Origin of the sequence: Paenibacillus sp. EPM92, assembly GCF_016586185.1 — a bacterium.
Classification (GTDB): Bacteria; Bacillota; Bacilli; order Paenibacillales; family NBRC-103111; genus Paenibacillus_G; species Paenibacillus_G validus.
Genome location: NZ_BCPS01000109.1, coordinates 20,146 through 45,050 on the forward strand (window position 1 = coordinate 20,146; position 24,905 = coordinate 45,050).

The 24,905-nt window shown below is 51.9% G+C and carries 19 protein-coding genes; 1 reads left to right on the forward strand and 18 read right to left on the reverse strand.

The genetic code is table 11. The features are described from left to right. Positions 1-3: 3 nt before the first annotated feature. The 10 genes from JMF85_RS27010 to JMF85_RS27055 all read right to left on the reverse strand — a co-directional run bounded on the left by JMF85_RS27010 (position 4) and on the right by JMF85_RS27055 (position 12,731). The gene (locus JMF85_RS27010) at positions 4-1,743 is read right to left on the reverse strand and encodes an FAD-binding protein (protein WP_201319311.1); all 1,740 of its coding nucleotides are present in this window, start codon (positions 1,741-1,743) and stop codon (positions 4-6) included. A 42-nt stretch (positions 1,744-1,785) separates the two neighbouring features. Beyond that, positions 1,786-3,345 carry an acyl CoA:acetate/3-ketoacid CoA transferase gene (locus JMF85_RS27015; RefSeq protein WP_155614436.1) on the reverse strand — a complete coding sequence of 520 codons (1,560 nt, stop codon included), beginning with the start codon at positions 3,343-3,345 and terminating at the stop codon, positions 1,786-1,788. A gap of 23 nt (positions 3,346-3,368) precedes the next feature. Next, positions 3,369-4,004, reverse strand: a complete 636-nt coding sequence (locus JMF85_RS27020; protein WP_127607865.1) for a 4-carboxy-4-hydroxy-2-oxoadipate aldolase/oxaloacetate decarboxylase — start codon at positions 4,002-4,004, stop codon at positions 3,369-3,371. A 32-nt stretch (positions 4,005-4,036) separates the two neighbouring features. Continuing rightward, complete coding sequence (locus tag JMF85_RS27025; RefSeq protein WP_127607864.1) at positions 4,037-5,182, reverse strand: acyl-CoA dehydrogenase family protein; 1,146 nt, start codon at positions 5,180-5,182, stop codon at positions 4,037-4,039. Between the two features lie 54 nt (positions 5,183-5,236). Next, on the reverse strand, positions 5,237-6,697 hold the full coding sequence (locus JMF85_RS27030) for an aldehyde dehydrogenase family protein (RefSeq protein ID WP_127607863.1): 1,461 nt from the start codon (positions 6,695-6,697) through the stop codon (positions 5,237-5,239). Between the two features lie 13 nt (positions 6,698-6,710). Then, the gene (locus JMF85_RS27035; RefSeq protein WP_127607862.1) at positions 6,711-7,880 is read right to left on the reverse strand and encodes an iron-containing alcohol dehydrogenase; all 1,170 of its coding nucleotides are present in this window, start codon (positions 7,878-7,880) and stop codon (positions 6,711-6,713) included. Between the two features lie 114 nt (positions 7,881-7,994). Beyond that, entirely contained in the window at positions 7,995-8,702 is a 708-nt protein-coding gene (locus JMF85_RS27040; RefSeq protein ID WP_127607861.1) for an ABC transporter ATP-binding protein, read from the reverse strand. After that, positions 8,689-10,551, reverse strand: coding sequence for a branched-chain amino acid ABC transporter ATP-binding protein/permease (locus tag JMF85_RS27045; RefSeq protein ID WP_155614433.1), 1,863 nt, complete (start codon positions 10,549-10,551; stop codon positions 8,689-8,691). Before JMF85_RS27045 ends, JMF85_RS27040 begins: the two co-directional genes overlap by 14 nt. Positions 10,552-10,587: 36 nt before the next feature. Next, entirely contained in the window at positions 10,588-11,478 is an 891-nt protein-coding gene (locus JMF85_RS27050; protein ID WP_201319312.1) for a branched-chain amino acid ABC transporter permease, read from the reverse strand. A gap of 77 nt (positions 11,479-11,555) precedes the next feature. Next, positions 11,556-12,731: an ABC transporter substrate-binding protein gene (locus JMF85_RS27055; RefSeq protein WP_181410137.1), complete on the reverse strand. Its 1,176-nt coding sequence runs from the start codon at positions 12,729-12,731 to the stop codon at positions 11,556-11,558. A gap of 404 nt (positions 12,732-13,135) precedes the next feature. Here JMF85_RS27055 and katA point away from each other — a divergent pair, with 404 nt between their 5' ends. Continuing rightward, positions 13,136-14,593 carry a catalase KatA gene (gene katA / locus JMF85_RS27060; protein ID WP_127607857.1) on the forward strand — a complete coding sequence of 486 codons (1,458 nt, stop codon included), beginning with the start codon at positions 13,136-13,138 and terminating at the stop codon, positions 14,591-14,593. Between the two features lie 65 nt (positions 14,594-14,658). Here the strand turns inward: katA and JMF85_RS27065 are convergent, their stop codons facing one another. The 8 genes from JMF85_RS27065 to JMF85_RS27100 form a co-directional block, all read right to left on the reverse strand. After that, positions 14,659-15,819 carry a Gfo/Idh/MocA family protein gene (locus tag JMF85_RS27065; protein WP_141335348.1) on the reverse strand — a complete coding sequence of 387 codons (1,161 nt, stop codon included), beginning with the start codon at positions 15,817-15,819 and terminating at the stop codon, positions 14,659-14,661. 39 nt (positions 15,820-15,858) lie between these two features. Continuing rightward, entirely contained in the window at positions 15,859-17,778 is a 1,920-nt protein-coding gene (locus JMF85_RS27070) for an oxidoreductase (protein ID WP_308645044.1), read from the reverse strand. Positions 17,779-17,842: 64 nt separating this feature from the next. Continuing rightward, positions 17,843-18,820 (reverse strand): ABC transporter permease, encoded by a 978-nt coding sequence (locus JMF85_RS27075; RefSeq protein WP_054797166.1) that lies wholly within the window; start codon positions 18,818-18,820, stop codon positions 17,843-17,845. A 27-nt stretch (positions 18,821-18,847) separates the two neighbouring features. Beyond that, positions 18,848-20,347 (reverse strand): sugar ABC transporter ATP-binding protein, encoded by a 1,500-nt coding sequence (locus tag JMF85_RS27080; RefSeq protein WP_201319314.1) that lies wholly within the window; start codon positions 20,345-20,347, stop codon positions 18,848-18,850. A gap of 68 nt (positions 20,348-20,415) precedes the next feature. Further along, positions 20,416-21,546: a substrate-binding domain-containing protein gene (locus JMF85_RS27085; protein WP_127607852.1), complete on the reverse strand. Its 1,131-nt coding sequence runs from the start codon at positions 21,544-21,546 to the stop codon at positions 20,416-20,418. Positions 21,547-21,661: 115 nt separating this feature from the next. Further along, the gene (locus tag JMF85_RS27090; protein ID WP_196426882.1) at positions 21,662-23,158 is read right to left on the reverse strand and encodes a sugar ABC transporter ATP-binding protein; all 1,497 of its coding nucleotides are present in this window, start codon (positions 23,156-23,158) and stop codon (positions 21,662-21,664) included. Between the two features lie 57 nt (positions 23,159-23,215). Continuing rightward, the gene (locus JMF85_RS27095) at positions 23,216-24,031 is read right to left on the reverse strand and encodes a helix-turn-helix domain-containing protein (protein WP_127607850.1); all 816 of its coding nucleotides are present in this window, start codon (positions 24,029-24,031) and stop codon (positions 23,216-23,218) included. Between the two features lie 175 nt (positions 24,032-24,206). Then, positions 24,207-24,905, reverse strand: a complete 699-nt coding sequence (locus tag JMF85_RS27100; protein ID WP_201319315.1) for an ECF transporter S component — start codon at positions 24,903-24,905, stop codon at positions 24,207-24,209.

A 24,905-nucleotide genomic window follows, 5' to 3' on the forward strand; every position in this document is an offset into this window, starting at 1 on the left:
TCATCACCCTTGCCTGCTGGCCCGGGTAGGCCAGACATAAAATTCCGTCGTCATTTGACCGTCCTTCTGCTGGACCCGGATGCTTTTGGTCCAGTCCTTGTCGTTCTTCTCGGGGAAGTCCTCCCTGTAATGACAGCTTCGGCTTTCCTTTCTTTCAAGCGCGGAAAGGACGATCAGCTTGGCGGAAACAAGCATATGATGGAGTTCTACGGCTTGAACGAAGCGGCTGTCATCGATCTCAAATTCGCCGTTGAACAGCTTCGTCTCCAGGCTGCACAGCACGTCCCAGGCTTCCGACAGCCGCTTCTCACTTCGGATGACCAGGCAATTTCTGTGCATGAGCGCCCTAACCGAATCAGCGGCCTCCTGGATACTCCTTGTTCCATCGGCGCTCTTTCGCAGCCAGTCCTGATAGCCGTCCAGCTTGGCGGCAGCTTGAGGGTACGGGTTCGGCTTCTCTGCCTGCCGCAGGGCATACTGCGCGGAAGCCGCGCCCGCCCTGTGTCCGAACACTTGGCCTTCCGCAAGCGAGTTGCCGCCCGGCCGGTCCGGTCCGCGCAGGCCGCCCGCCGTTTCTCCGGCGACATACAGTCCCGCGACCTCCGTCTCGCCATTCATGTTACGAATTTGCACGCCGCCGTTATTGCACTGGGAAATGAGTCCGATCTCGAATCGATCCCGGTCCAGCTCGATGCCTTTGCTTTTCAGCACGCGCTTCGTTTTCGGCATTTTCGCTTCAATCAATTCGTCGGTGCCCGGCCCTTTGCGATACCAGACGGCGCCTCTTGGCGACGGATTGTTCTCCGATTCCCGTTGAATGGAGGTATCCAGATAGAAGGAAACGTTAGACACGGAGAACGGGAACACCTTTTCCTTGTAGACCTCTTCAACGGTTACTCCCTCCGGAAGAATGCCGTCAAACACAGGTTCCCCCTTGCCGTTCGTCAGCACCGGATTCGTTTTCCAGACCGGTCCGGACAGCAGTGTAATCGACGGGAATAAGGCAGCCGGCCCGATCTGCACAAACTCCATATTGATCAGCGGCAAACCGAGTTTATAAGCCATCGCGTAACCGTCGCCGGTCATGTCGGGCGTGCCTACCCCATATTTATAAATGCCGTGGGAACCGCCGCAGGCGAAAATGACAGCCGGTGTCCGGTACAGCACCATTTCATTCGTCTCCCGGTGCCACCCCAGAGCGCCGGTCACTTGGTTGTTCCCGTCTGTCAACACTTCGAAAATCATCATATCCTCATCCACAGGCAGCTCCAATTCTTGGATTCTTTTCGCCAAAATGTTAAGGATATGCCTTGCGGTGACGCCATTGACCCGGCACGTTCTGGGGTACGTGGCGAAATCGCTCATGCCTTGAACCAATTTGCCGTTGGGCTGTTTATCGAACTCCAGGCCTAAAGCGATTAAGTCATAGATCCGTTCCGGGGCTTCATGAGCCAATCCCCACACGAGGTCGGGATCGATAAACCCGACGCCCGATTCCATCGTATCGGCATAATGGATTTCCGGATGGTCCCGCTCATCCCCGTGGCCGATAGCCGCGGCAATCGAAAGCAATTCGGAGAAAGCCGTGGCCGTAGAACCGCTTTTTAACCACTTGGATTTGACCGCCATCCGCACATCGGCCCCTGCTTCTTTCGCGGAAAGCGCCGCGCGCGATGCCGCCCCGCCCCCTCCGACAACGAGTACATCCGTGTATATTTCTCTAGCGATCTTGCGTTTGGACATGGTATGGTCTCCTTTGTCAAGTTGCTTGCGAGCCTTCAGCGTCTAAACAAAAAGATGGGGGGACATGGGCTTGACGTCCGGATCAATGTCGACTTTGAAATCGATGTAAGGCAAAATCTCCTTCTCCACATCGATGCCCGGCGCGTATTCGGTCAGCACTAAACCGTTGTCCCCTAACCGGAATACGGCTCGTTCCGTAATATAGACAGGCTCCTGTCCCTTTTCTCTCGCGGCCTCCGCATTAAACGTCAAATGCTCGACCTGCCGGATCAGCTTCTTATGCCTGCCTTCCTTCACAATGGTCAGCTTGCCGTCCTGAATGCCGATGTCCAGGCCTCCGCTGGTCAACGTCCCGCAAAACATGATTTTCTTCGTACGGTGCGTGATATCGATAAATCCGCCGGACCCGCGAAAAATCCCGTTAAACTTGCTCACGTTCACATTGCCTGAACCATCGATCTGGGCAAAACCCAGCAGCGTCGCCGACAAGCCTCCGTTATGGTAATAATCAAACACTTGCGGGGACGTGAAGAACGCCGTCGGATTCCGGTGCGCGCCGAACACTTCTTCGCCCATAGGGATCCCCCCTACCGCTCCGTGCTCCAAAGAAAACGTCACTTGATCGAGCCTGTGTTGTTCCAATAATAACTGCGGCAGCGCAACCGGTATGCCCACGCCCAGATTGATCACCGAGCCCGGAAGCAGCTCCTCCGCAGCTCGGCGCAAAATGATCTTTTTCATGTCAAGCGCCATGGGCTGCACCATGTCATCGGTCGGAGCCTTGACTTCTCCCGTCCAGCTCGGATTGTACGGCAGCAGACTCTGCTGTTGCTCCGGGTCGATCACGACGGCATCCACCAATATCCCCGGAATGGCTACGGAACGGGGAGAAATCGATCCTTTCGCGGTAAGCCGCTCGGCCTGCACGATCACATAGCCGCCGCTTGCCTTCGCCGCCATGGCCATTTCGAGTCCCGCCAACGTTACCGGCTCGCGCTCCAGAGAGACATTGCCATCTTCATCCGCAGTCGTGCCGCGGATAATCGCGACATCGATAGGCAGCGGACGGTAATACAGGTATTCCTCTGCACCCACCTGGATGACTTCATTGATATTGTCCGTCGTCGCTTCGTTCAGCTTGCCGCCCTCCATACGGGGATCGACATACGTCCGCAAGCCGACCTTGGTGAACATGCCGTCGTTGCCGCCGGCCATGCTCCGTATGAGCTGGAATAACGTTCCCATCGAGAAGCTGTACGCTTCAATTTGATTATTCCGGATCATATCCGTAATTCTCGGGCTTTCCTTGACATTGAAGCTTCCGCTAATCAAGCGCTTTAACATCCCGGGCCTGGCAAAATGATCGAGTCCCGTCGTGTTGTCTTTGTCCCAACCGACGCGAACGGGGGTGACAACTGATACATGCGCAGGACTCCCGCTCGTCTCGAACCGATTTCCCAAGGCAGCAATGACCGTCTCCGGACACAGAATCGAAATGAGGCCCCCGATCGCAATCGTCGAGCCGCTTGGAATTTTCGCCACGGCCTCTTCGGCCGTCATGACTTTGGAGCGGGCCGCTGTCCCCCTACTTGGTGCCGGCATGCGTCTTCCTCCTTCCCGTCGTTCTAATAGTCATATTTGCGGAGATCGAACAAATCAACGGTTAATTGCCCCTGCTCCAACTTCCCGATCACCATTTTTTCAAAATCCACCTTCTCCTGAGCCGCTTGCACGATCTCCTCCAGCCGGTGCGAAGGAACAACGGCCACACCGCTGGCATCGGCCAGGATGATGTCCCCCGGATTCACCGTGATGCCTCCGGCAACGATGGGGACGTTTAGTTTACCCGCATTTTTCTTTTCCGCTTTCTTGATGGAGACCGAGTGGGTGAAGACCGGAAAACCCAGATCTATAATCGGCCCGATATCCCGGACGCTGCCGTCGATGACCAGCCCCTGGATACCGCGTTTCATCGCGGCGATCGTTAGAATCTCGCCCCAGTAACCGGCTTCGTAATGCTGGTTCGTCACAGCGACCAGAACGTCTCCCGGTTTCGCCTGAGCTACCGCCAGATGCAGCATCAAGTTATCCTGCGGCTGACATTTGACCGTCAGCGCCGGCCCGCATATTTGGGTGCTGCGGTCAAGCGGTTTAATCGATGCGGACATCGCATGTTCGTTCCCGGCCAGGCAATCCGATACAATGGCCGCATCAAACCGGGCCAATTGCTCTACTAATGTTGCCGTAGTGTGTTCCGGCATGTCTTTCTCCTCCCTCGCGGACAGACTGGAATTTACTTTCGTTGATCGAATTTTTTTCCAAGTACCGATGAAGCAAGCATGGTCTTATGAACCTGTATCGTTCCTCCGGCGATCGAGGCCGCACGCACGCAGCGGTAATACCATTCCAGCGGATATTCCTTGGAGAAACCGTACCCGCCATGAAGCTGGAGACAATCATCCGTAATCTTTTTCGCAGCTTCCGCGACGTAGACCTTGGCAATGCTTACCGACGTTTTATCGGCTTTACTGTCGAGGGCGTCAGCCGCTGCCTTGTAGAGCAGCGTCCTGGCCGCTTCCAGCTGCAAATACATATCGGCGATCATCCACTGCACGCCCTGGAAATCGCAAATCTCTTTGCCGAATTGCTTGCGTTCCTTCACATATTGGCAGGTGCGGTCGAAAGCGGCCTGCGTAATCCCGAGCGTTTGCGCGGCATAGCCTAAACGAACCCCGTTATAAACGCCCATCAGCGCCTTAAACGCATGCTCTTTCACCAATACATTCGCTTTAGGAACGATCGCGTCGTCAAAATAGAGCGCCGTCTGGAATTCGCCGCTCATATTTTCTTCGGCTACGCCTACGGAAAAGCCCGGCATTCCCCGTTCCACAAGAATCGCGCCGATATCCGACGGCTTGCCGGTATGGCCGAATCTGGCGTACACGACAAAGGCATCGGCAATATGCCCTTCGCTGACAAAGATCTTCGAGCCGTTCAACCTGTAGTTATCGCCGTCTTCCACGGCCGTTGTTTGGATATCGGTTGCCGCGCTCCCCGCATCCGGCTCGCTCATCCCCAGAGCGACATAGTATTGACCTGCGACGATTTTCGGCAAATATTGGCGTTTCTGCTCCGGCGTCCCCAAGTGATTGATGAAGTTGGCGATCCCCGGACCTGTGTGATACACCATGCGGCCGCTCGTCGGACACACTCTGCACAGCTCCTCGATCATAAGGATGGCGCTGAACAGATCCAGATTCATGCCGCCGTATTCTTCAGGCAGCGTAACGCCGAGAAAGCCTTGCTCCGAGAGCATCTTAGCGTTATTCCAAAACTCCTCGCCCTCCAGCCAATGCTTGGCCGGCGTCAGCTTCCGCCCGGCAAAATCCCGCGCGACCGACTGCCACTCCAGCTGCTGTGCCGTTAATTCATAGCTCATAGGTCAACTCTCCCAACCCGTTGTAATAACCAATCGTTTCGTGAACGCCCGCCCTTATTTCGGGCTGGAATAAATGACTTTAAGTGCGGTAAAAAAATCTTTGCCCGTCGAGCCGATCGAGTACGACCCTACGGCTGAATCCTTCACTCCGCCGAATGGAACGTGCGACTCGCTGATCGTCCCGTTGTTGATATGAACCATGCCTACTTCAATTTCCACGGCCGCTTTCTCCGCGTACTGCATGTTGTGCGTAAAGCAGGATACGGCCAATCCGTATTCGCTGTTGTTTGCAACCTGAACGGCTTCTTCAAAGCTGTCTACCGCGATGACGACGAGGACAGGGCCAAAAATTTCTTCCTTGGCGATTCTCATCTCCGGCGTTACTTGGGTGAATACCGTAGGCTCGAAATAATAACCGCCTTCGACTCCGGTCGGCTTCTTGCCGCCAACCGCCAGCGTAGCGCCTTCCTCCAGTCCGATGCGGACATAGTGCTCGACGGTTTCCAGTTGGTCTTGACTGACCAGCGGGCCCATATTGACGTTTCCGGACATTCCGTCGCCAATGACATAGGAGCCCAGCTTTTCCTTCAAGTAGCTTGTGACCTCGTTTTCTATCGATCTTTGGACGACCACGCGGCTGATCGATGTGCACCGCTGCCCGCTTGCGGCGAATGCGGCGGACAAAATCTGGTCAAGCGCACCTTTCACATCCGGGTACTCATAAATAATACCGGCGTTCTTGCCGCCCATCTCCAGCTGCACCTCAATGAGGCGCTCCGCAGCCAGTTTATAGATGCCGGAGCCGACCGCCGTAGATCCGGTGAAGGTCACCCCTTTGACGAGCGGATGCGAGACAAGCGTATGGCCTACGCTTCGGCCCGCACCGACAACCAGATTCAGCACACCCGCAGGAAGGCCCGCTTCTTCGAACAATTCCACAATTTTCGCCCCCATCGCTGCCGTCACCGTTGCCGGTTTAAAGACAACCGTATTTCCGGCGGCTAGTGCAGGAGCGATTTTACGCATCGGCGTGACAAGCGGGAAATTCCACGGAGAGATGGCGGCGATGACCCCCTTCGGCACGCGCACCGTTCTCACCTGAATGCCGGGGCGCTCGCTCGGAAGCGTTTCTCCGGTCAATCGAAGAGCTTCGCCGGCAGAGAACCGCACCTCGTTGATCGCTTTCGTGATTTCACCGTTCGCTTCGTGGATCGGCTTGCCCATCTCCCTGGTGAGCAGCTCGGCGATTTCCTGTCTTCTTCTCTCCAGCAGTTCGAGGAATTTATAAATCGTTTCGATTCGTTTCACTGCCGGAACTTTGGACCACGTTTGAAACGCTTCATGAGCCGATTCGATCGCTTGAATCGCGTCTTCCTGCGTAGCGCTGCTGACAACAGCGACAATTTCATTCGTATTGGCCGGATTTTCCCTCTGGACCGGCTCTCCCTTGGACGCCGCCCACCGGCCTCCGATATAGCTTTTCACTTGAATCGCGGTTTGCTGTGCATTTCCCATCTCTCCATGCCCCCTATCGAATTTCTTCGAGCATTTTGCGTAAATCCTTCACCGTACATTCCTTCGGATTCGCAGCCGTCATCCCGGAATCCATCGCTTCCTTCGCGATGATATCCAGCTCCTCATCGGTCGGATGCAGTTGAAGAGCAGCCAGTGTGGTCGGAATTTCCAGGTCGTGAATCAACTGCTCCACCGCGTGAATCGAGCGCTCTGCAGCCTCGCGCAAGCTTAATCCTTCCACCGGTTCGCCGAGCGCGATCGCGATATCGCGGAATTTTTCGTAGTTCGTACTGACGTTGTAGCGCATCACGGCAGGCAGCAGCAGCGAGTTTGCCATGCCGTGCGCGACCCCGAGCCGACCGCCGAGCGGATGGGAGATGGCATGGACGGCGGCGATTCTTCCCCAGATGAAGGCCGCTCCGGCGATGGTGGAAGCCAGCATCATCTGGGAGGCGGCTTGAAGATCGGCTCTGCGTGCGACGAAGGGGCGCAAATTTTGGCCGATTAATCGAATGGCGTGCAGGCCGAGCGCTTCCGTAATCGGCTGCGCCTGATTGGATGTGTACGATTCGATGGCATGGCTTAAGGCATCCATCCCCGTTACCGCCGCAACGCCTCTTGGAACCGTCGTCAGCAATTGGGGATCCAGGATAGCCGCCTTGGCATGCAAGGTATGGCTTAAAATGCCCATTTTATATTGACGCTTCTTATCCTTTAATACGGTAGCATGGGTGACCTCGGAGCCGGTCCCCGCCGTCGTTGGAATCGCAATCAGGTCGGGTCCCTTGTGTGGAATCTTATCCTTCCCCTCGTATTGGCTAAGGTCGCCGGGATTCGCTACGGCAACGGAAACGCCCTTGGCCGTATCGATCGAGCTGCCTCCGCCCAGGCCGATAAGCGCGTCGCATCCGTTTTCGATAAACAAGCTTTTCACATGCTGGACGATCTCGATGGTCGGGTCCGGCTCCACATCGGTGAAGGTGAAGAAATCAATCCCGGCTTCTTTCAGCATATTTTCCAGTCGAATCAAATTGCCGGACTGCACAATCCCTTTATCCGTGCATATCAAAACCTTGCTGTAGTTGTACCTGCGGATCAGATGAGGGAGGTCATTTAATTTATTAACGCCGTAGTAAATTTGAGTGTGTAAACCAAATTCAAAGGAGTCCAGAACAAGATTCATGACGTCACGCCCTTATCGTGTTTTTATCAATTATCGATTATCGATAATATAATAATTTGATGTTACCAAAATTACCCACAATCTGTAAAGATAATTTTTGAAAGGTAAGCTCTCTTATTTGGCTGCGCCCAAATAGGCGTGATGGATCCCGTTAAGCAGATTCGACGCTTCGTCGCTTGCGACGATTTTACCGGCTTCCGCTACATACCCGCGATGGGCAATGGCCAGGCTTTGTCTTGCGTTTTGTTCGACCAACAGCACCGTTGTCCCGTTCCGGTTAATTTTCTGAATCGTATGAAACATGTTCTGAACGATTAACGGAGCCAGCCCAAGCGAAGGCTCGTCAAGCATGAGCAGCTTCGGTTTGGCCATCAGACCTCTTCCGATTGCGCACATTTGCTGCTGCCCTCCGGATAGAGACCAGCCAAGCTGATCCAGCAACGGAATCAGTTCGGGGAATATGTCCAAAATCTCCTGGAGTTCCTGTTTCACCTGAGTCATGGAAATTTTTCTGCTGGTTGCCCCCAGAATCAAGTTTTCCTTCACGGTCAGTCCGGGAAAAATCTTCCTGCCTTCCGGTACGTGAATAATGCCGCGCCGGACAATTTCTTCCGGGGAAAGCTGGTCAACCGGCTGGCCCATGAATTCAATCGTTCCCGCTTTCGGACGGAGCAGCCCGGAGATGGTTTTCAAGGTTGTCGATTTGCCTGCTCCGTTCATACCGAGCAGAGCCACGATTTCTCCCTCTCTAACCTCCAGAGACATGTTTCTCAAAGCGACAATTTTACCGTATCTGGTTTCGATTCCGTTAAGCCTCAGCACGAACAAATTCCTCCCCGAGATAGGCTTTAATGACTTCCGCATCATCCAATACTTGCTCGAGTGAGCCTTCGCTAATTTTTTTGCCGAAATTCAGTACGGTAATCGAATCGGCAACCTGCGTCACCAAATTCATGTCATGCTCGATCAGCAGCATCGTAATGCCCAGCTCATTCATTCGTTTCAGCAGCTTGACAAGCTCCTGCGTCTCTTCCGGATTCATACCTGCGGCCGGCTCATCCAACAATAGCAATTCCGGTTCGGTTGCCAGCGCTCTGGCGATTTCCACCAATCTCTGCTGACCGTATGCCAAATTTTTTACCTTTTCCGCGTAATTCTCAAACCCTACAAACGCGAGCGCTTCTTCCGCCCGTTCTCTAATTTTTTTCTCTTCATCCCGGAAAGACCTGATATTGAAAAATATGCTCCCCAAATTCGATTTCGTCCGGATATGCTGGCCGATCATCACGTTCTCGATCACGGTGAGCTCGGGAAATAACCGGATGTTCTGGAACGTCCTCGCGATGCCTTGCTTGACAATCAGGTGCGGCCGCAAATTGGCGATCGGATTGCCGCGGTAGCTGACCGTTCCCTCTGTTGCCGCGTATAGTCCGCTCAGAACGTTAATAACAGTCGTTTTGCCCGATCCGTTCGGTCCGATGAGCACGTGGATGTCACCTTTCCGGATGTGAAAATCGACGCCGTCAACCGCTTTAACTCCGCCAAAATGCTTCTTTAATCCGTTCACCTCGAAAATAACAGGCTGCCGGGACTTTATCGCTGGAGCGTCCTGCCGTTCCAGATACGACAGTCTTTTTCCTTCTACAAATTTTATCGTTCCCGAAGCCGCATTGCCGCTGCCCTTCTTCTTCATGACCATCAGATACAGACTGCTGACGATGCCCCAAATCCCGTTGGGCACGAAGATCAGCACCGCAATAATCAAGCCGCCGTAAATCGCCAGGTAATAATCTTTAAAGGATCGAAGCCATTCCGGCAGCCAGGTCAATAAGACGGTGCCCACCAGGGTGCCGATGATGGAATCCGCTCCTCCGGTAATCAGCATCGCGAAGAAGGTAACCGACTGCTCAAAGCTGAATACATCCGGGCTGATGTACTGATAAGCGGAGGCATACAGGAGACCGCCTACGCCGCCTAAGGCCGAACATACGGAGAACGCCATCATTTTCGTCCGATACAAGTCAATGCCGATGGCCGAGGCCGCCAGTTCGTCTTCCCGCAAGGCGAACAAAGCCCGTCCGAGTCTTGATCTTCTCATCCGGTACACGAACAACATGCAGACGAGTAAAACCGTCAGACAGACCCAATAATAAGCCTTCAGATCGTCAATGCCGAAGGGACGAGGGATGCCGCCCACGCCGTCGGCGCCGCCAAAAACAATTTTCCAGTTATGCATGACCAGCTGGACGATAATTTGAAAGCCGATGGTCACCAGCGCCAAATAGTGAGTGACGACACGCAGAGAGATGGCACCGAGGAGCAGCCCGGAGACAACGGGTACGAGAAGGGCCAACAGCACTCCCACCCAATAAGGCAATCCGAACAGCACGGTGGCCGACGCAAGCGAATAGGCGCCGAGGCCGAAAAACGCGGCTTGGGCAAGCGAGATTTGCCCCCCGTAGCCCATACCTACCGTGAGGCCGAGGGTAGCCAAACAAAATACGGTCGTTTTAATAACCTCGGTCATATAGTAGTTGCCGAGCCGCCCGCCCGGCAGCAGATACGGAAGACAAAACGCAATAACGATCAGCAGAAGACCGGCGGCGATAAGCAGGGAATTATTCGTTTTGCCGCTTCTTACATTCGCTTCACTAAGCTTTATGGTTTGCATTTCAACACTCCCCAGAAATTTGGATTCGTCAGGGCATCAGGCTTTCGTTCCGACTTTTTCTCCAAAAATCCCATACGGTCTAAAGATCAGGAAAATAATTAAAAATAAAAACGCAAAGCCGTCTTTATAAGGTCCTGAAATATAAGCAGCCGCAAAGGTTTCGATAACCCCGATCATCAAGCCTCCGAAGATGGCTCCCTTCACATCGCCCAAACCGCCTACGATCGAAGCCGCAAACGCTTTAAGCCCGATAATCGCTCCCATCGTATGGTTAATCATAAAAACCGGCGCAACCAAAATACCGGCCGTTCCGCCTAATGCCGCGCTATAAATAAAGGTCAGCGCTTGCATCGAGGTGACTTTGATTCCCATCAATTTGGCAGTGGTCGGGTCCTGGGCAGTCGCCTGCATCATTTTGCCGAGGCGCGTCTTCTCAAATAACAAGTACTGCAGCACGAGGAGGAGGACGGCGCAGCAAAGAATCGCTAAGTACTGCACCGAAATGACGATTTCCCCGACTTTAATCGTTTCCTTGCTAAAAAGCGGAGACAGCTTCTGCGGGTAGGGGCCGTAAATGATTAAGAAAATATTTTGAATAATCATCGACGCCCCAAGCGTACTGATCATCACCGGCAAAAAAGCTTTGTTCCGTTTCACAAAAGGCCGGTACACGCTGAGCTGAAACAAATATCCGATTCCCCCGATGATGACAATCCCGATCAGAAGCCCGGCCCACACCGGGAGGCCGCCGCCAGCCACAAGCGTAAATGCTACGAAAGCCCCCATCATCGTAAAGTCGCCTTGTGCAAAATTAACCACATTCACCGATACGTAAGTCAACACAAATCCCAGTGCTACCAGCGCGTATATGCTGCCGATCGCCAGTCCGCTGACCAGGAGCTGCAGGGGCATATTGAACTGTTCCATATTGTTCCCCTTCCTCTTCTATGGGTCGAATCCGGCCAAGCCTGCGCCGCCGCCGAATTCAACCCATGGCCCTTGTGTTATTTTTGTGTTACAAAATTGCCGTTTTCGACCTTCACGATGGAGTATTGATGCAAGCCGTCGCCATTTTCGTCAAAGTTATATTCGCCTTCCACCCCTTTGAAGCCCTTGAGAGCCAATATCCCTTGCCGCATTTGCTCCGGATCCGTTCCTTTATCTTTGATGATCTTGGCTAAAATATGTAGGGAATCATACACCCATCCCGTATACAGATCCGGAAGCTCATTATATTTCTTCTGGAATTTATCAACGAATTGCTTGGCTTCCTCGCTCTGATCCAGAGCAAAGTCGTTAGCCCCGTAAATTCCGTTCAATTTATCCCCGGCCAATTTCACGGTTGTCGTTTGGGCTGCCGATGATGAGCCTACCAAATCGGTATTGATCCCAAGCTGCCTCATTTGGATGACCAGCTGTGCGACGTCCGCGGATGCCGTCATCATCGTATTGATCGCTTCAGCGCCGGATTTGCGGATGCTTTCAAGGGTCGGCGTGAAGTCTTTGGTACCTGCCGTAATCCCCTCAACCGTTGTAGGCGTAATTCCCTTTTTCTTATATTCGCTGATCAGCATGTCTTTGCCGGCTGTGCCGAATGCATCCGTATCGTAGATGATCGCGATTTTTTGATGACCTTTTTTATCTGCGGTGAAGTCTGCGATCGTTTGGGCCGAATATCCGTCATGCGGTCGGATCCGGAAAAACCATGGATTTTTCAACTCTGTGGTCAACCCGACATTGGTTCCGCCGATCAAGACCGGAATGCCGGTTTTCTTGGCGATATCGCTGATCGACTTCGCATTCGTGCTCGTAATCGGACCGAGTACGGCTATGACGTCCGGATTCGATACAATTTTCTGAAAGGACGATACCGTCCCGTCGTTCGTACCGCGATCATCCTCAATGACCAGTTCAATCGTCTTGCCGTTAATTCCGCCGTTTGCGTTAATTTCGTCCAAGGCAATTTGCGCCCCTCTTTTCTTAAACTCGCCGGTAAGCGCGGACTTCCCCGTCAGGTCGGCTACCATCCCGATTTTAATAACGCCCCCCGTACCGCCTGAGCCGCTGCCTCCGGAGCCTTTGCTGCCTTGACCGTCACCGCTGTTCGTTCCACAAGCTGACAATACGATCATCATGGAGGCTATACATAGAAGCAGTGTTGTCCGAATCGACTTTTTCAATGTGTGCACCCCTTCATCAATCAACTTTTTTGGATGACCCGGTTCCGACATCTGGATCTTTATCGTTCACTTCATAACCGCCACCTCCTCCCAAAATTAAGCGCTTTCAAATAAATAATATAGATTATCGATTAACGATAATATAAATATAGTGCGACCTCCTATTAATTGTCAATTGATTTTTTATGACTCGTCTAATGGTCCATATGATGGTATAATTAGAATTGTTTTCAAATGAATTCGAGGTCATACATTGCCGAAAAACACTGACAAACCGCGAATTTTGTCTAACTTTCTATCGTTATTTATAATAATTATAAATAAGTATTGATTTTTTGTTGAGAATAGTTATCATAGTATATAGAGTACGAAATATTAAAAATTTCTGATGAGGTGACGCTATTTTGAGTACAAATAAGAAAAATCTAACTACTAGTTGGGGAGCTCCAGTTGGGGATAACCAAAACTCAATGACAGCCGGTTCGCGTGGTCCGACATTAATTCAAGATGTTCACCTTCTAGAAAAATTAGCGCATTTCAACAGAGAACGTGTTCCGGAGCGTGTTGTTCATGCCAAGGGCGCCGGAGCGCACGGTTACTTCGAGGTAACCAACGATGTATCGGAATATACCAAAGCTAACTTTTTATCAGAGGTAGGAAAACGTACTCCCCTATTCATCCGATTCTCGACGGTTGCCGGCGAGCTCGGTTCGGCCGATACGGTTCGCGATCCGCGTGGATTCGCCGTCAAGTTCTACACCGAAGAAGGAAACTATGACCTGGTCGGCAACAACACACCTGTTTTCTTTATCCGCGATGCGATTAAATTCCCGGACTTTATTCATACTCAAAAACGTCATCCGCAAACACATCTGAAAAACCCGAACGCCGTATGGGATTTCTGGTCTTTATCCCCTGAATCCTTGCACCAGGTAACGATTCTGATGTCCGATCGCGGTATTCCGGCGACGTTCCGGCATATGCACGGTTTCGGCAGCCATACTTTCAAGTGGGTCAATGCCCAAGGCCAAGCCGTATGGGTGAAATATCACTTTAAAACAGAGCAAGGCATTAAAAACCTCGATCCTAACCTTGCTGCGCAGCTTGCAGGCGAAAATCCGGATTACCATATCGAGGATTTGTTCAATGCCATTGATAAGGGCGATTTCCCAGCATGGACGCTGTATGTTCAAATCATGCCGTTGGAAGATGCGAATACGTACCGTTTCGATCCATTCGATGTAACAAAAGTATGGTCCCAGAAAGACTATCCGTTAATTGAAGTAGGCCGTATGGTATTGGATCGCAACCCGGAAAACTATTTTGCCGAAGTTGAGCAAGCAACGTTCTCTCCTGGGTCGTTTGTCCCTGGAATCGAAGCTTCACCGGATAAAATGCTGCAAGGCCGTCTGTTCGCCTACTCGGACGCTCATCGCTATCGTGTAGGAGCTAACCACAATACGCTGCCGATCAATCGTCCGGTAGCGGAAGTGAACAACCATCAGCGCGACGGCCAAATGCGTGCCGATAACAATGGCGGGGCTTCCGTATATTACGAGCCAAACAGCTACGGCGGACCTACAGAATCGCCTGAGAATAAGCCTGCCGCCTTCACCGTATCCGGCGAAGCCGATAGCGTCGGTTATGACCATCATGACCATTACACGCAGCCTGGCGACTTATACCGTCTCTTAAGCGAAGAAGAACGTGCGCGTCTGGTTGAAAACATTGTCGGCGCTATGAAGCCTGTCGAAAAAGACGAAATCAAGCTTCGTCAAATCGGGCACTGGTATAAAGCAGATCCGGAGTTCGGACAACGTATCGCAGAAGGACTCGGATTATCTGTACCGCAAGGCGTTTAATGAACGGCTAACGAATCATGGATGCGACGAAGCCCTGAACTTTATTGGTTCAGGGCTTTGTTTCGTTAGGTTTTGACCTTGACCCATGCTTGAGTCTGATTGCTTTCCAGAATAGCATCGATCAGGCACATCGCCGTATGCCCGTCGGCAAACGTGGCGAAATTGGCGCTGTCTTTGAGCGGGTCTTTGCCTTCGGCAATAAAGCGATAGAAATGGGCCATCATATTTTTCATTCCATCCGGCCACCCTTCGTTATGTCCGCCAGGATGCTTGATGTAGGCTTTGGCCTCCGGCAGTAACAAGGGAGGGTCCGCCAGAAGATGCTCATTGGCGCGGTCGCGGTGTCCGATCCAAAGCTTCTCCGGTTCTTCCTGATTCCAGTAAGCCGCCGACAGGCTGCCATCAATTTCAAAAGAAAGCCTGTTTTTACGGCCCGCACTGACTTGGGAAACGGTAAACGCCCCTCTTGCGCCGCCGTTGAAACGAACCAGTACTGTAGCATAATCCTCCGTAGCAACAGGCACTTCATCGTACTCCGCTTCCTGCTGTGACGGGGAGCCAAAAGTGACAACCCCTTGCTTCGAGCGCTTTCTTACAGGGATGACCGTCGCTAAATCGGCAAACACTTCTGTAATCCGCTGACCGATGACATGCTGTACAATATCGCACCAGTGTGATCCGATATCCGCTACCGCCCGCGAGTTCCCCCCTACTCCAGGCTCAAGGCGCCAGTTGTAGTCGGTATCATAGAGCAGCCAGTCTTGCAGGTAGCTTCCATGCACAAGATGAACCGTCCCTAATTGGCCTTGAGCGATCATCGCCCGTAATTGCTGGACGAGCGGATACTGCCGGTAGTTGAAGTTTACGCCATGCACGATATGGTTCTCACGGGCTAACCGGACAAGCTCTGCCGTCTCATCGCGGGTCATGCCCAGCGGTTTTTCAGATATGACGTGCTTCCCGGCCAGGATGATATCTTTGCTGATCTGATAATGCAGATGGTTGGGCGTACAATTGTGTACGACCTGGATTTCCGGGTCTGCCAACATGTCGCGGTAATCGCTGTATGCCGTAGGTATATGGAATTCAGCCGCTCTTTTTTCAGCCTTCTCCTTACTGGTCTCCGCCACGGCCGCTACATCCACAAACCCCAAGCGCCGCACGGCCTCGATATGCTCAGGCCCGATAAACCCGGTTCCTATAAATCCAGCTTTAATTTTCTGCACCTTGGAATACCCCTTTATGTTATCATTCTGTCCGATCGCCTAGAGTTTGCGGCCAATTTCTTCTCCGTCCCATACCGCCTGCTCGATCATGCGGGGAGCCGCACTGTCGCCAACGCGGTATACTTCCTTGCATTTTCCTTTGAGTGCATGATACAAAGCTTCATTGGAATGGTTATAGGTCACATAAATAAAGGTGTCATAACCGCTAAGCCGCTGCTCTTTGCCCGAATATACATGTTGAATGACGGCATCCCGCCCATGGATGGACACGGCTTCCACATGAGGCGTCATTTCGATATCCAGTTTGGAAATGCGTTGATAGAGCAGCGCCCTGTTGCTCGGTTCCAGATTCTCTCCTACGAACAATAAGGGGGTGACGATATGGACGTGTTTCCCTTGGGAAGCCAGAAGCTCCGCCATGCCCGCGCCCTTATAATGCCCGCCCCGGTCGATAAGCAGAACCCTGTCGCCGATGGCCGCTTTCCCTTGAAGCACGTCGTATACGTTATAAACATTGTCCTGGTCTATGCCCGGAATATTTAATTTGCCGGAATAAGAACCGGTAGCAATGACGACCGCATCAGGCTGGAGCGAGCGCACGCTTGCTTCCGTAGCTTCCGTGTTATACAGCACTTCTACGCCAAGCCGGTTCACCCGTTTAATGAGATGCGAAGGAACTTCAAGCAGCTGATCTCTGTAGGGCAGCTTGCTTGCCAGCAGCACCTGGCCGCCCAGCTGGCCGCTTTTCTCGATAAGCGTGACTTGATGGCCGCGCAGAGCGGCGATTTCGCTTACCTTCAAACCGGCCACGCCGCCACCGATGACGACTACCCGTTTCTTCACGGCAGCCGGCATTAAAGTCCCGATGCCAAGCGTCTTCTCCCGGCCTGCCGCAGGGTTATGAATACAGCGTATAGCCTTTTCCTGCATCACTTGAAAAATACAACCGTCGTTGCAGTGGATACAGGCGCGCACATCATCCGCATCCCCCCGCATCGCTTTATTCGGAAGCTCAGGGTCGGCAATCAGCGGCCTGGCCATCCCGATCAGGTCGGCTTGACCGTCGGCTAAAATTTTCTCCGCCTGAACCGGATCGTTAATGCGGCCGAAAGCGATAACCGGCAGCTTGATCGTATCCTTCAGGGAAGCGCTCATATGCACGGCAAAGCCTTTCGGAACCGCAGCGGGCGGAATTTCCATATAAAAGCTGGAAAAGGTTCCCGCATCCGTATTGATGTACGTGACCTGGCCCGTTTCTTCGAACGCTTTAGCCAGCTTCAGACCGAAGTCAAGCCCGTATCCCCATGACGTATATTCATCCAGACAAAGACGTATGCCGAGCGGATAGTCATCGCCTACTGCGTCTCTAATCGCTTGAATGACTTCCAGCGGAAACCGCAATCTATTTTCAAACGAACCCCCGTATTGGTCCGTACGCCGGTTGAAAAACTCCGACACAAACGAACGCAGGAGACCGTCATGGGCGACTTTAATTTCTACCCCGTCGAAGCCGGCCATCTTAAAATGCAAAGCGGTTTTGGCAAAGCCTTCAATCACCTCTTGAATATCTTCAATTTCCATTTCTTTCGTATTAAATGGACTCGAAGGCTCCGGCATTTGCGTAGGGGCAAACAAGAGCTGCGGAGGATTTTGCAAGGTCGTGTGTCCGCCATGGTTGATTTGTCCGAAAATTTTACTGCCGTGCTGATGAACCAATTCGGCATATTGGCTTAACCCGGGCACGATTTGAGGATCCCAGCCGTGAATAAATTTTTGCGACATTTTACCGGATAACGTACAGGCAATGCCGTACATGATGATGAGTCCCGCTCCGCCTTTGGCGCGCTCGGCAAAATAGAGCGCATCCCTTTCCGTCGGCATCCCGTCCTCGCTGCTAAGCGCATTAAAATGCGGAAGAAAAACAATTCTATTTTTACCGTTACATTCCCGATTGAAAATGGTGTGAACAAATGGCTAAAGCCGCTCATCGCTTTCCCTCCATCTACGCATGTTAAGCTTCATGTTAAGCTTCTTCCCTGCGAACCCAAATATCCAAAATAACGGCGATTCCAATAATAATCCCCTTAATAATTAACTGGTAAGCATAAGTCATGCCGAGCAGCGTTAAACCGTTGCTGAGAATGCCGATAATAAGCGCTCCCCCGAGCGTGCCGATCACGGTGCCTTTGCCTCCGCTGAACTTGGTTCCCCCTAATACGACTGCGGCGATGGCATCCAATTCCCACCCTGTACCGGAATCGGGCAAGCCTGCCGACAAACGGCCGGCCAGCACGAGTCCGCTGAAGGCTGACAATAAACCGCTGATGACAAACACCATGATCTTGACCCGGCTGACGTTGACTCCGGATAATGAAGCCGCGATAGCGCTGCCGCCCGTCGCATAAATATGTCTGCCGAAGACCGTTTTATTTAATACAAAATGCGTGATAAACAGCAGGACAGCGAGATAAATCAGCACAATCGGGATCGGCCCGATGTTCATCGTCGTCAAATCGACGAAAAGCGGCGAGCTGATCGTAACAGGCGCCGAGCCGGGGCTTGACGCCAACGACAGCCCCCTTAATATCGACATGCAAACCAGGGTGGCCAGAAAGGCGGTGACCCTTACTTTTACGACCATGATTCCGTTAAATAAACCGATCAAAGCACCTAAAGCGAGCGTTAAAAAGATAACAACAACCGGATCGAGGCCGGATTTGATATTGATGGCCGCGACCATGCCGGTGATGCCGATAATCGAGCCGACGGAAAGATCTATTTCCCCGGCAATGATAACGTACGTCATGCCGAAAGCGACGATCGCAATCATGGACATTTGCCGGATAATATTCATAAAATTGCTGAAGGTTAAGAAATACGGCGAAAGATAGCTGAAAATGGCAATCAATATCACGAGCGCTATAAAAATGATTGCCGTTGATTTGCCCAGTAGTTTTCCCAGCTTGAGCGCGGGGCTTTGTTCCGTTGCCAGACCAGCCATTTTTTGTCCTCCCAGTTCCATTGCGAATTATTGCCCCCCGGTAGCGTGATACAAGATGCTCTTGTTATTGATCTCAGCGTCTTCGAGCGTTGTTTTGACTTGCCCGTCATAAAGGACGATCGTCCGGTCCGTGATCGACACGAGCTCCGGCAGTTCCGATGATACAACGATGATCGCCATGCCTTGATCGGCTAATGAACGAAACAATTTATACAATTCGGTTTTGGCCACAATATCAATGCCTTGCGTCGGTTCATCCAGCAGCAGAATTTGGGGATTCAGATTCAGGCATCTCGAGATGACGACCTTTTGCTGATTGCCGCCGCTGAGCTTGCCGACCTTTTTCTCCGGATCTCCCGGCGCTATTTTTAAATCCGTGATGTTCCGGCGGGCCACGGTATGTTCCGTTTTGGACTTAATGACGCCGCTGGGGAAAAAAGCGGGAAGATTGGTTAAGGTTACATTTTCCCTGATCGACATGCCCGGTATGATCCCTTCATTTCTTCGATCTTCCGGAACCATAATAATGCCAAGCCGGATAGCGTCCTGAATCGATTTGATCCTGCACACGGTTCCATTCATGGTTATCGTTCCCGATGAGACCGGGTCCAGCCCGCAGATCGCGCGTAATATTTCCGTCCTGCCGCTGCCCAATAACCCGGCAATGCCCAGAATCTCCCCTTTATAAAGCTTAAAGCTGACATTTTTAAACTTGGTGCCGGTGAGACGGTCTACTTGTAAGATCGGAGCGGCCGTTTGCTTGCCCGTTTGCTTCCTCGCAATGACCGATTCATGAAACCCTTCGTTATCGCCGATCATCATGTTGATGATTTGTTTGATGTCCGCTTCTTTCGTATCCACCGTATCGATCTTCTTGCCGTCCCGAAGTACGGTAATCCGGTCGCAAATTTTGAAAATCTCGTCCATTCGGTGGGATACATATATAATGGCAGTTCCTCTGGCCTTTAATTTCTGAATGATTTCAAAAAGCTTTTCCTGCTCGTCATGGGTTAAGGCCGAAGTCGGTTCATCCATAACGATAATTTTCGCGTCGCTTGAAATCGCTCGGGCGATCTCGATAACCTGGCGTTCACCCATGCTTAAATTTTTCACGATCTGATTGGGGCTTATAGATAAGCCCAGGCTTTGGAGAAGCGCTTGCGCTTCTTTTTCCATCAGGGAGTTGTCGAGCAGCATCCCCTTTTTCTTTTCCTTCGCCAGGAACAAATTTTCAGCTACATTGAGATTGGGCAGCACGCTCAGCTCTTGGAAGATCATGCCGACGCCCAGCTCTTGGGATTTTTTTCTGGAGTTGATTTGAACGGGCTGCCCGTCGATTACAATTTTCCCCTGTTCCGGACGGTAAACGCCGGCAAGAATTTTCATTAAAGTCGTTTTGCCCGCCCCGTTCTCACCTAATAAAGCATGAACTTCCCCTTTTCTCAGGGTAAAGTTTACGTTGTCTACAGCTTTAACTCCCGGGAAAACTTTGGTGATTCCGGCCATTTCCAGTACATGCTCAGCCACAGTAAACCTCCCCTATAGACGAACCCGGACCGGATCGTATCCAGCCCGGGACCCTAGTTTGCTACGAATTAATTGGGCCAGTCTTTATTGAATACTTTCTTATACATCTCCTTCACGTTCTCCGCAGAGGTAGGCAAGGTGGCTACCGTCACATATTTAGGAACTTGCCCGCCGGCTACGGCCTTTAACAGCGCCAACGCTTTGTATTTTCCTTCGGCATACAAGTCCTGGGACGAGGTGAAGATCACAATTTTATTCCCATCCGCCATTCCTTTGGCAAGGTGATCGTTCAAATCATGGGTAACGACGAAAACATCCTTGCGTCCGGAAGTCCGAACCGCCGCTTCCATCCCTAAAGCCGGCGTCTCATAGACGCCGAAGGCTCCGACAACGTCCGGATGCGCCGTCAAAATATTTTCAAACTCTTGTTGGGCCTGATCGGCCGTGTCTGCCTGACCTCTTGCCACGATTTTATAGCCGTCTTCCCGGACAGCGTCTTCGAAGCCCCTGACTCTTTGCTCGCAAGTCAAAATATAAGCCCTTAGCCCGATCGTCGCTAAAGATTTGCTTTCAATCCCTTTGGCCTTCAGCTCTTTGACCAATGCTTTGCCTGCCGCAAAACCGCCGCCGTAACCATCCGGGTCTACCAGGCTCACGAAATCGCCTTGGTTAGGAGGCCCGCCGCCAAGCACGACGGGAATTTTCGCGTCGTTTAATTTTTTAACAGCCGGGCCAAAAGCAGCCGTATCAACCCCAATGGCCACAACCCCGTTCACCTTCTGAAGGATGAGTGATTCGACGTCGCTCATTTGTTTATTGAGATTCCTTTGCGCATCCGTCAAAATGTACTTTCCGCCATAGGACTCGACGGTTTCTTTAATCGCCTGGCCAATCACTTTCTCCGATGCGATGTCGCCAAAATGAACGGAATAACCGATCACAGGCTTCATCTCTTTGATTTTCGCCGCTTCCTCGGGCGTCAGCTCCAGCGTATCGACGCCGGCCGGTTTCCCCAGCGCCTCCTCCTCCTTCAGCGGAGGCAGCTTGGCCAGCCCTTCCTCCTTCCCGCTGCCTGCGGTCTGGGCGCCGGCTTGCCCGCCATTTGAATCGGGTGGAGCGGCATTTTGCCCACAGCCTGCTGTAACAACGGTAACCAGCAGGATCAGGACCATGAGGAAATTGGTTTTTGTTTTGAACAAGGATAAACCCTCCCTTTCTATTCGAGCTTCATTTTAATCCTTTATTGTAAGCGCTCACATGCCTATCATACTGGATATTGAATCCGCTTACACTTAACAAAATTGTGGCTTGAAGTTATGTTTCTTGCGAATCATGCGATCCTCCCGTAGCATAATGCAGTATTTTTTTTTCACTTGCCTCGCTGTGATGCAGCTCCGCAGCAATCCGCCCTTGATACATGACCAGAATTCGCGTGCACAACCCCATTAATACCGCAAAATCGGACGAAAAGACGATCACGCCTTTGCCGGCGGCTGCCAGATCGTGAATTTTCGCGTAAATTTCAACTTTACTTCCAATGTCTACGCCCCGTGTCGGTTCATCCAGCAAGTAAAGATCGCTTTGAGGAACCAGCCATTTCCCGAGCATCACCTTTTGCTGGCTGCCTCTGCTTAAATATTTCACCTTTTGATTCAGATGCTGAATTTTGATGTCCATTTCGATAACGGCATCCAAAGCCGCGTCATTTTCTTTATTCGCGTTTAGAATATGGTACCGCATGATTTTGTCCAGTCCGGGCATCGTTAAATTGCGATTCACGCCCATCTCCAAAAACAGGCCCTCCTCAATGCGATCCTGATTGACGAATCCGAAGCGAAAATCGGAGGCGTCCCGTCCTTTCTTGTACGGAAGCTCCCGGTTGCGCCAAAATATGCTGCCGCGGTCCCGCTTCTCTTTGCCGAATAGCGCTTTGGCCAGCTCCGAGGTTCCCGATCCAATCAAGCCGGCAACGCCTAAAATTTCGCCTTCCCGCAATGAAAAATCGATGTCATAAAAAAACGGCTTTTTCGTCAGGCCTTGTACCCTGACCAACGTTTCCCCCGCTTCGTCCAAAATCGGAGGAAAATATTGATGCAGCTCTCTTCCCAGCATCATTTTGATCGCTTCTTCTTCGCTCATTCCCGCTACGTCCATCGTGGCGACATGTCTTCCGTCGCGGAGAAAGGTGACCCGGTCGCAGATTTGCATCACCTCTTTGATGCGGTGCGTAATATAGACGATGGCCACCCCTTCCCGTTTCAGCTTGCGGATCACGTCGAACAAACGCCCGCTCTCGAACTCGGATAAACAGGAAGACGGCTCATCCATGATAAGAATTTTAGATTTGAACGACAGCGCTTTAGCGATGGCAACGACGAATTGTTGGCTGTACGATAAATTTCTCACGGGCGTATTGGGGTGAAGGGGAACTCCCAACGTTTTGAGCAATCGTTTGCTCTCTTCCTTCATATAGCGGAATCTCGGAATCATGCCGGCAATCCGCGGTTCGACACCGAGAAATATATTATCGACGACGCTCATATCCTGAACGAGCATCGGTTCCTGATGAAGAATGGCGATTCCAAGCTTTTGCGCTTCCAGAATAGACCGAATTTGAACCGGTTGTCCGCCGAGCAGGATAACCCCTTCGTCTGGCTCATACATGCCGGTTAATATTTTCATCAAGGTCGATTTGCCTGCGCCGTTCGGACCGATAAGCGCATGCACCTCGCCTGCTTGTAAAGAAAAATTGACTTTATCCAAGGCTTTATTGTTTAAGAACGATTTGCTGATACCCTGCAGCTCAAGCATCCGAAAGCCCTCCAGCATCCTGTCTATTTACTTGCACCGGCAGCCCGCGTGATGGAGCTACCGCCTCGCATCGCTTCGATATTTGCCCGGGGTGACTCCCGCCATCTTTTTGAAAATTTGATTAAAGTAGTTGGAATTAGGGTAGCCGACCCGAAATGAAATGTCGCTGACCGACAATTCCGTACTCCGCAGCAGACGCTTGGCCTCTTCGATCCGGCAATGAATCAAATATTGGATAGGCGCCATGCCGACGTCGTTCTTAAAGGTGTGGACCAGGTGATACGGACTGACATATACCAGCTCAGCCAAATCATTAAGCGTTAATTCCTGTTCGAAATGACTCTGGATATATTCTTTTACGGTTTGAGTGATCGACGTGTATTCGGGGACTTTCATCGCTTCAAGCATTCGGATCAGCATGATTGTAATCGTTTTCATTAAACTGTTTACGATTTCCCTGGACCCTGCCGAAGGATGCTCATACTCGTGAACAATGGCTTCGAAATAATTGCCCATCGCGCGAAGGTTATTGCGAAGAGGTACGACCGGACATTGGCCGGCATCCAGCAGCTGTCCTTTGTTTTTTCCGGACACATGAATCGAGAATGTACAATAAATGATCATTAACGGATGATCTGCTGAAGAGCGAAGCTGAAAAGGCACAAGCGGATGGCAGATGACGATATCCCCTTCTCTGACGGAGTAGGTCACATTCTCGATAACGCTCTCTCCCCGCCCCCCCTTGATAAATACGAGAGAAGTGACATCGGCACAGGGCTCCGATATTTGGGGCCACGGGTCATTACCGTCCATTCTCTTGGCAGAGAGAAATTCAAGTGCTTCCACCAGCATGCTCTGTCCTGATTGTGACATAGTCTCCTCCAACCCTCGTTAACACAACCGTTAAACCAACCATTTTCCCAGCCTATTATAGACCGTCCCGTCAAGCAATTCTATGAAGGATGTTGCGGAATCCACTTTGGTATCTTGCGGATTATCCAGGGTGCGGAAGAAAGGCCACAGACATCGTCCGCGGCCGTATATGACTTCATGACCAGCCCTGGCTATCCAGCAAGCCGTACTTCAACCTGTACCGTTCCAAAACTTTAATCCACCCCGGACCCAAGACGGCCAGAAAAAACACATTGCTGAGCGCGTGGGCCAAATCGAAGTAAAAGCTGGAGGCATAGACGGCCAGAACCGAGGCCCAGGTCAAATCTTGCCCCATGCCCGCCAGCAGCCAAATATTCATGATCCACCCGAACAAGATGCCCCAGACGAACCCGAAGGCGATCAGCATGTACCGGTTTTTCAGCCAGCCCCGCTGATACAGCATACCGGCCGTCCAGCCGATCATGCCCCAGCCGAACATTTGCCAAGGCGTCCAGGGACCTTGTCCCAGAAACATATTGGAGACCAGCGCGGCCACCGCCCCGACCATGAAGCCCGTCTCGGAACCGAACACGAGAGCGGAGACGATGATCACGAACGATGTGGGCTGCACGCTCGGCAAAGCGGCGAAAGGAACGCGCCCGACGGCGGCAATTGCGGAAAGTACGGCCACCAGCACGATTTCCCTTGCCTGAAGGGACCGACTCTCATAGCGAAGGAAGAACGGCACAATCGATGCGCACACCAACAATAAGGCGATGGGCAAATACTGCTCATCGTTCGCCCACGCCATATAGGCGAGCGAGCCGAAAAACAAGAGGATGACGACAGCCGAAGCGAAACGGACGCGCGCCAT

Bases quoted from the DNA above. Each gene is read 5' to 3' on its own strand.
- JMF85_RS27095 (WP_127607850.1), bottom strand. From the start codon at position 24,031: ATGTCACAATCAGGACAGAGCATGCTGGTGGAAGCACTTGAATTTCTC.
- JMF85_RS27050 (WP_201319312.1), bottom strand. From the start codon at position 11,478: ATGGAACAGTTCAATATGCCCCTGCAGCTCCTGGTCAGCGGACTGGCG.
- JMF85_RS27100 (WP_201319315.1), bottom strand. From the start codon at position 24,905: ATGGCGCGCGTCCGTTTCGCTTCGGCTGTCGTCATCCTCTTGTTTTTC.
- JMF85_RS27025 (WP_127607864.1), bottom strand. From the start codon at position 5,182: ATGAGCTATGAATTAACGGCACAGCAGCTGGAGTGGCAGTCGGTCGCG.
- JMF85_RS27010 (WP_201319311.1), bottom strand. From the start codon at position 1,743: ATGTCCAAACGCAAGATCGCTAGAGAAATATACACGGATGTACTCGTT.
- JMF85_RS27045 (WP_155614433.1), bottom strand. From the start codon at position 10,551: ATGCAAACCATAAAGCTTAGTGAAGCGAATGTAAGAAGCGGCAAAACG.
- JMF85_RS27035 (WP_127607862.1), bottom strand. From the start codon at position 7,880: ATGAATCTTGTTCTGGACTCCTTTGAATTTGGTTTACACACTCAAATT.
- JMF85_RS27015 (WP_155614436.1), bottom strand. From the start codon at position 3,345: ATGCCGGCACCAAGTAGGGGGACAGCGGCCCGCTCCAAAGTCATGACG.
- JMF85_RS27090 (WP_196426882.1), bottom strand. From the start codon at position 23,158: ATGCTTGAGCTGCAGGGTATCAGCAAATCGTTCTTAAACAATAAAGCC.
- JMF85_RS27030 (WP_127607863.1), bottom strand. From the start codon at position 6,697: ATGGGAAATGCACAGCAAACCGCGATTCAAGTGAAAAGCTATATCGGA.
- JMF85_RS27020 (WP_127607865.1), bottom strand. From the start codon at position 4,004: ATGCCGGAACACACTACGGCAACATTAGTAGAGCAATTGGCCCGGTTT.
- JMF85_RS27075 (WP_054797166.1), bottom strand. From the start codon at position 18,820: ATGGCTGGTCTGGCAACGGAACAAAGCCCCGCGCTCAAGCTGGGAAAA.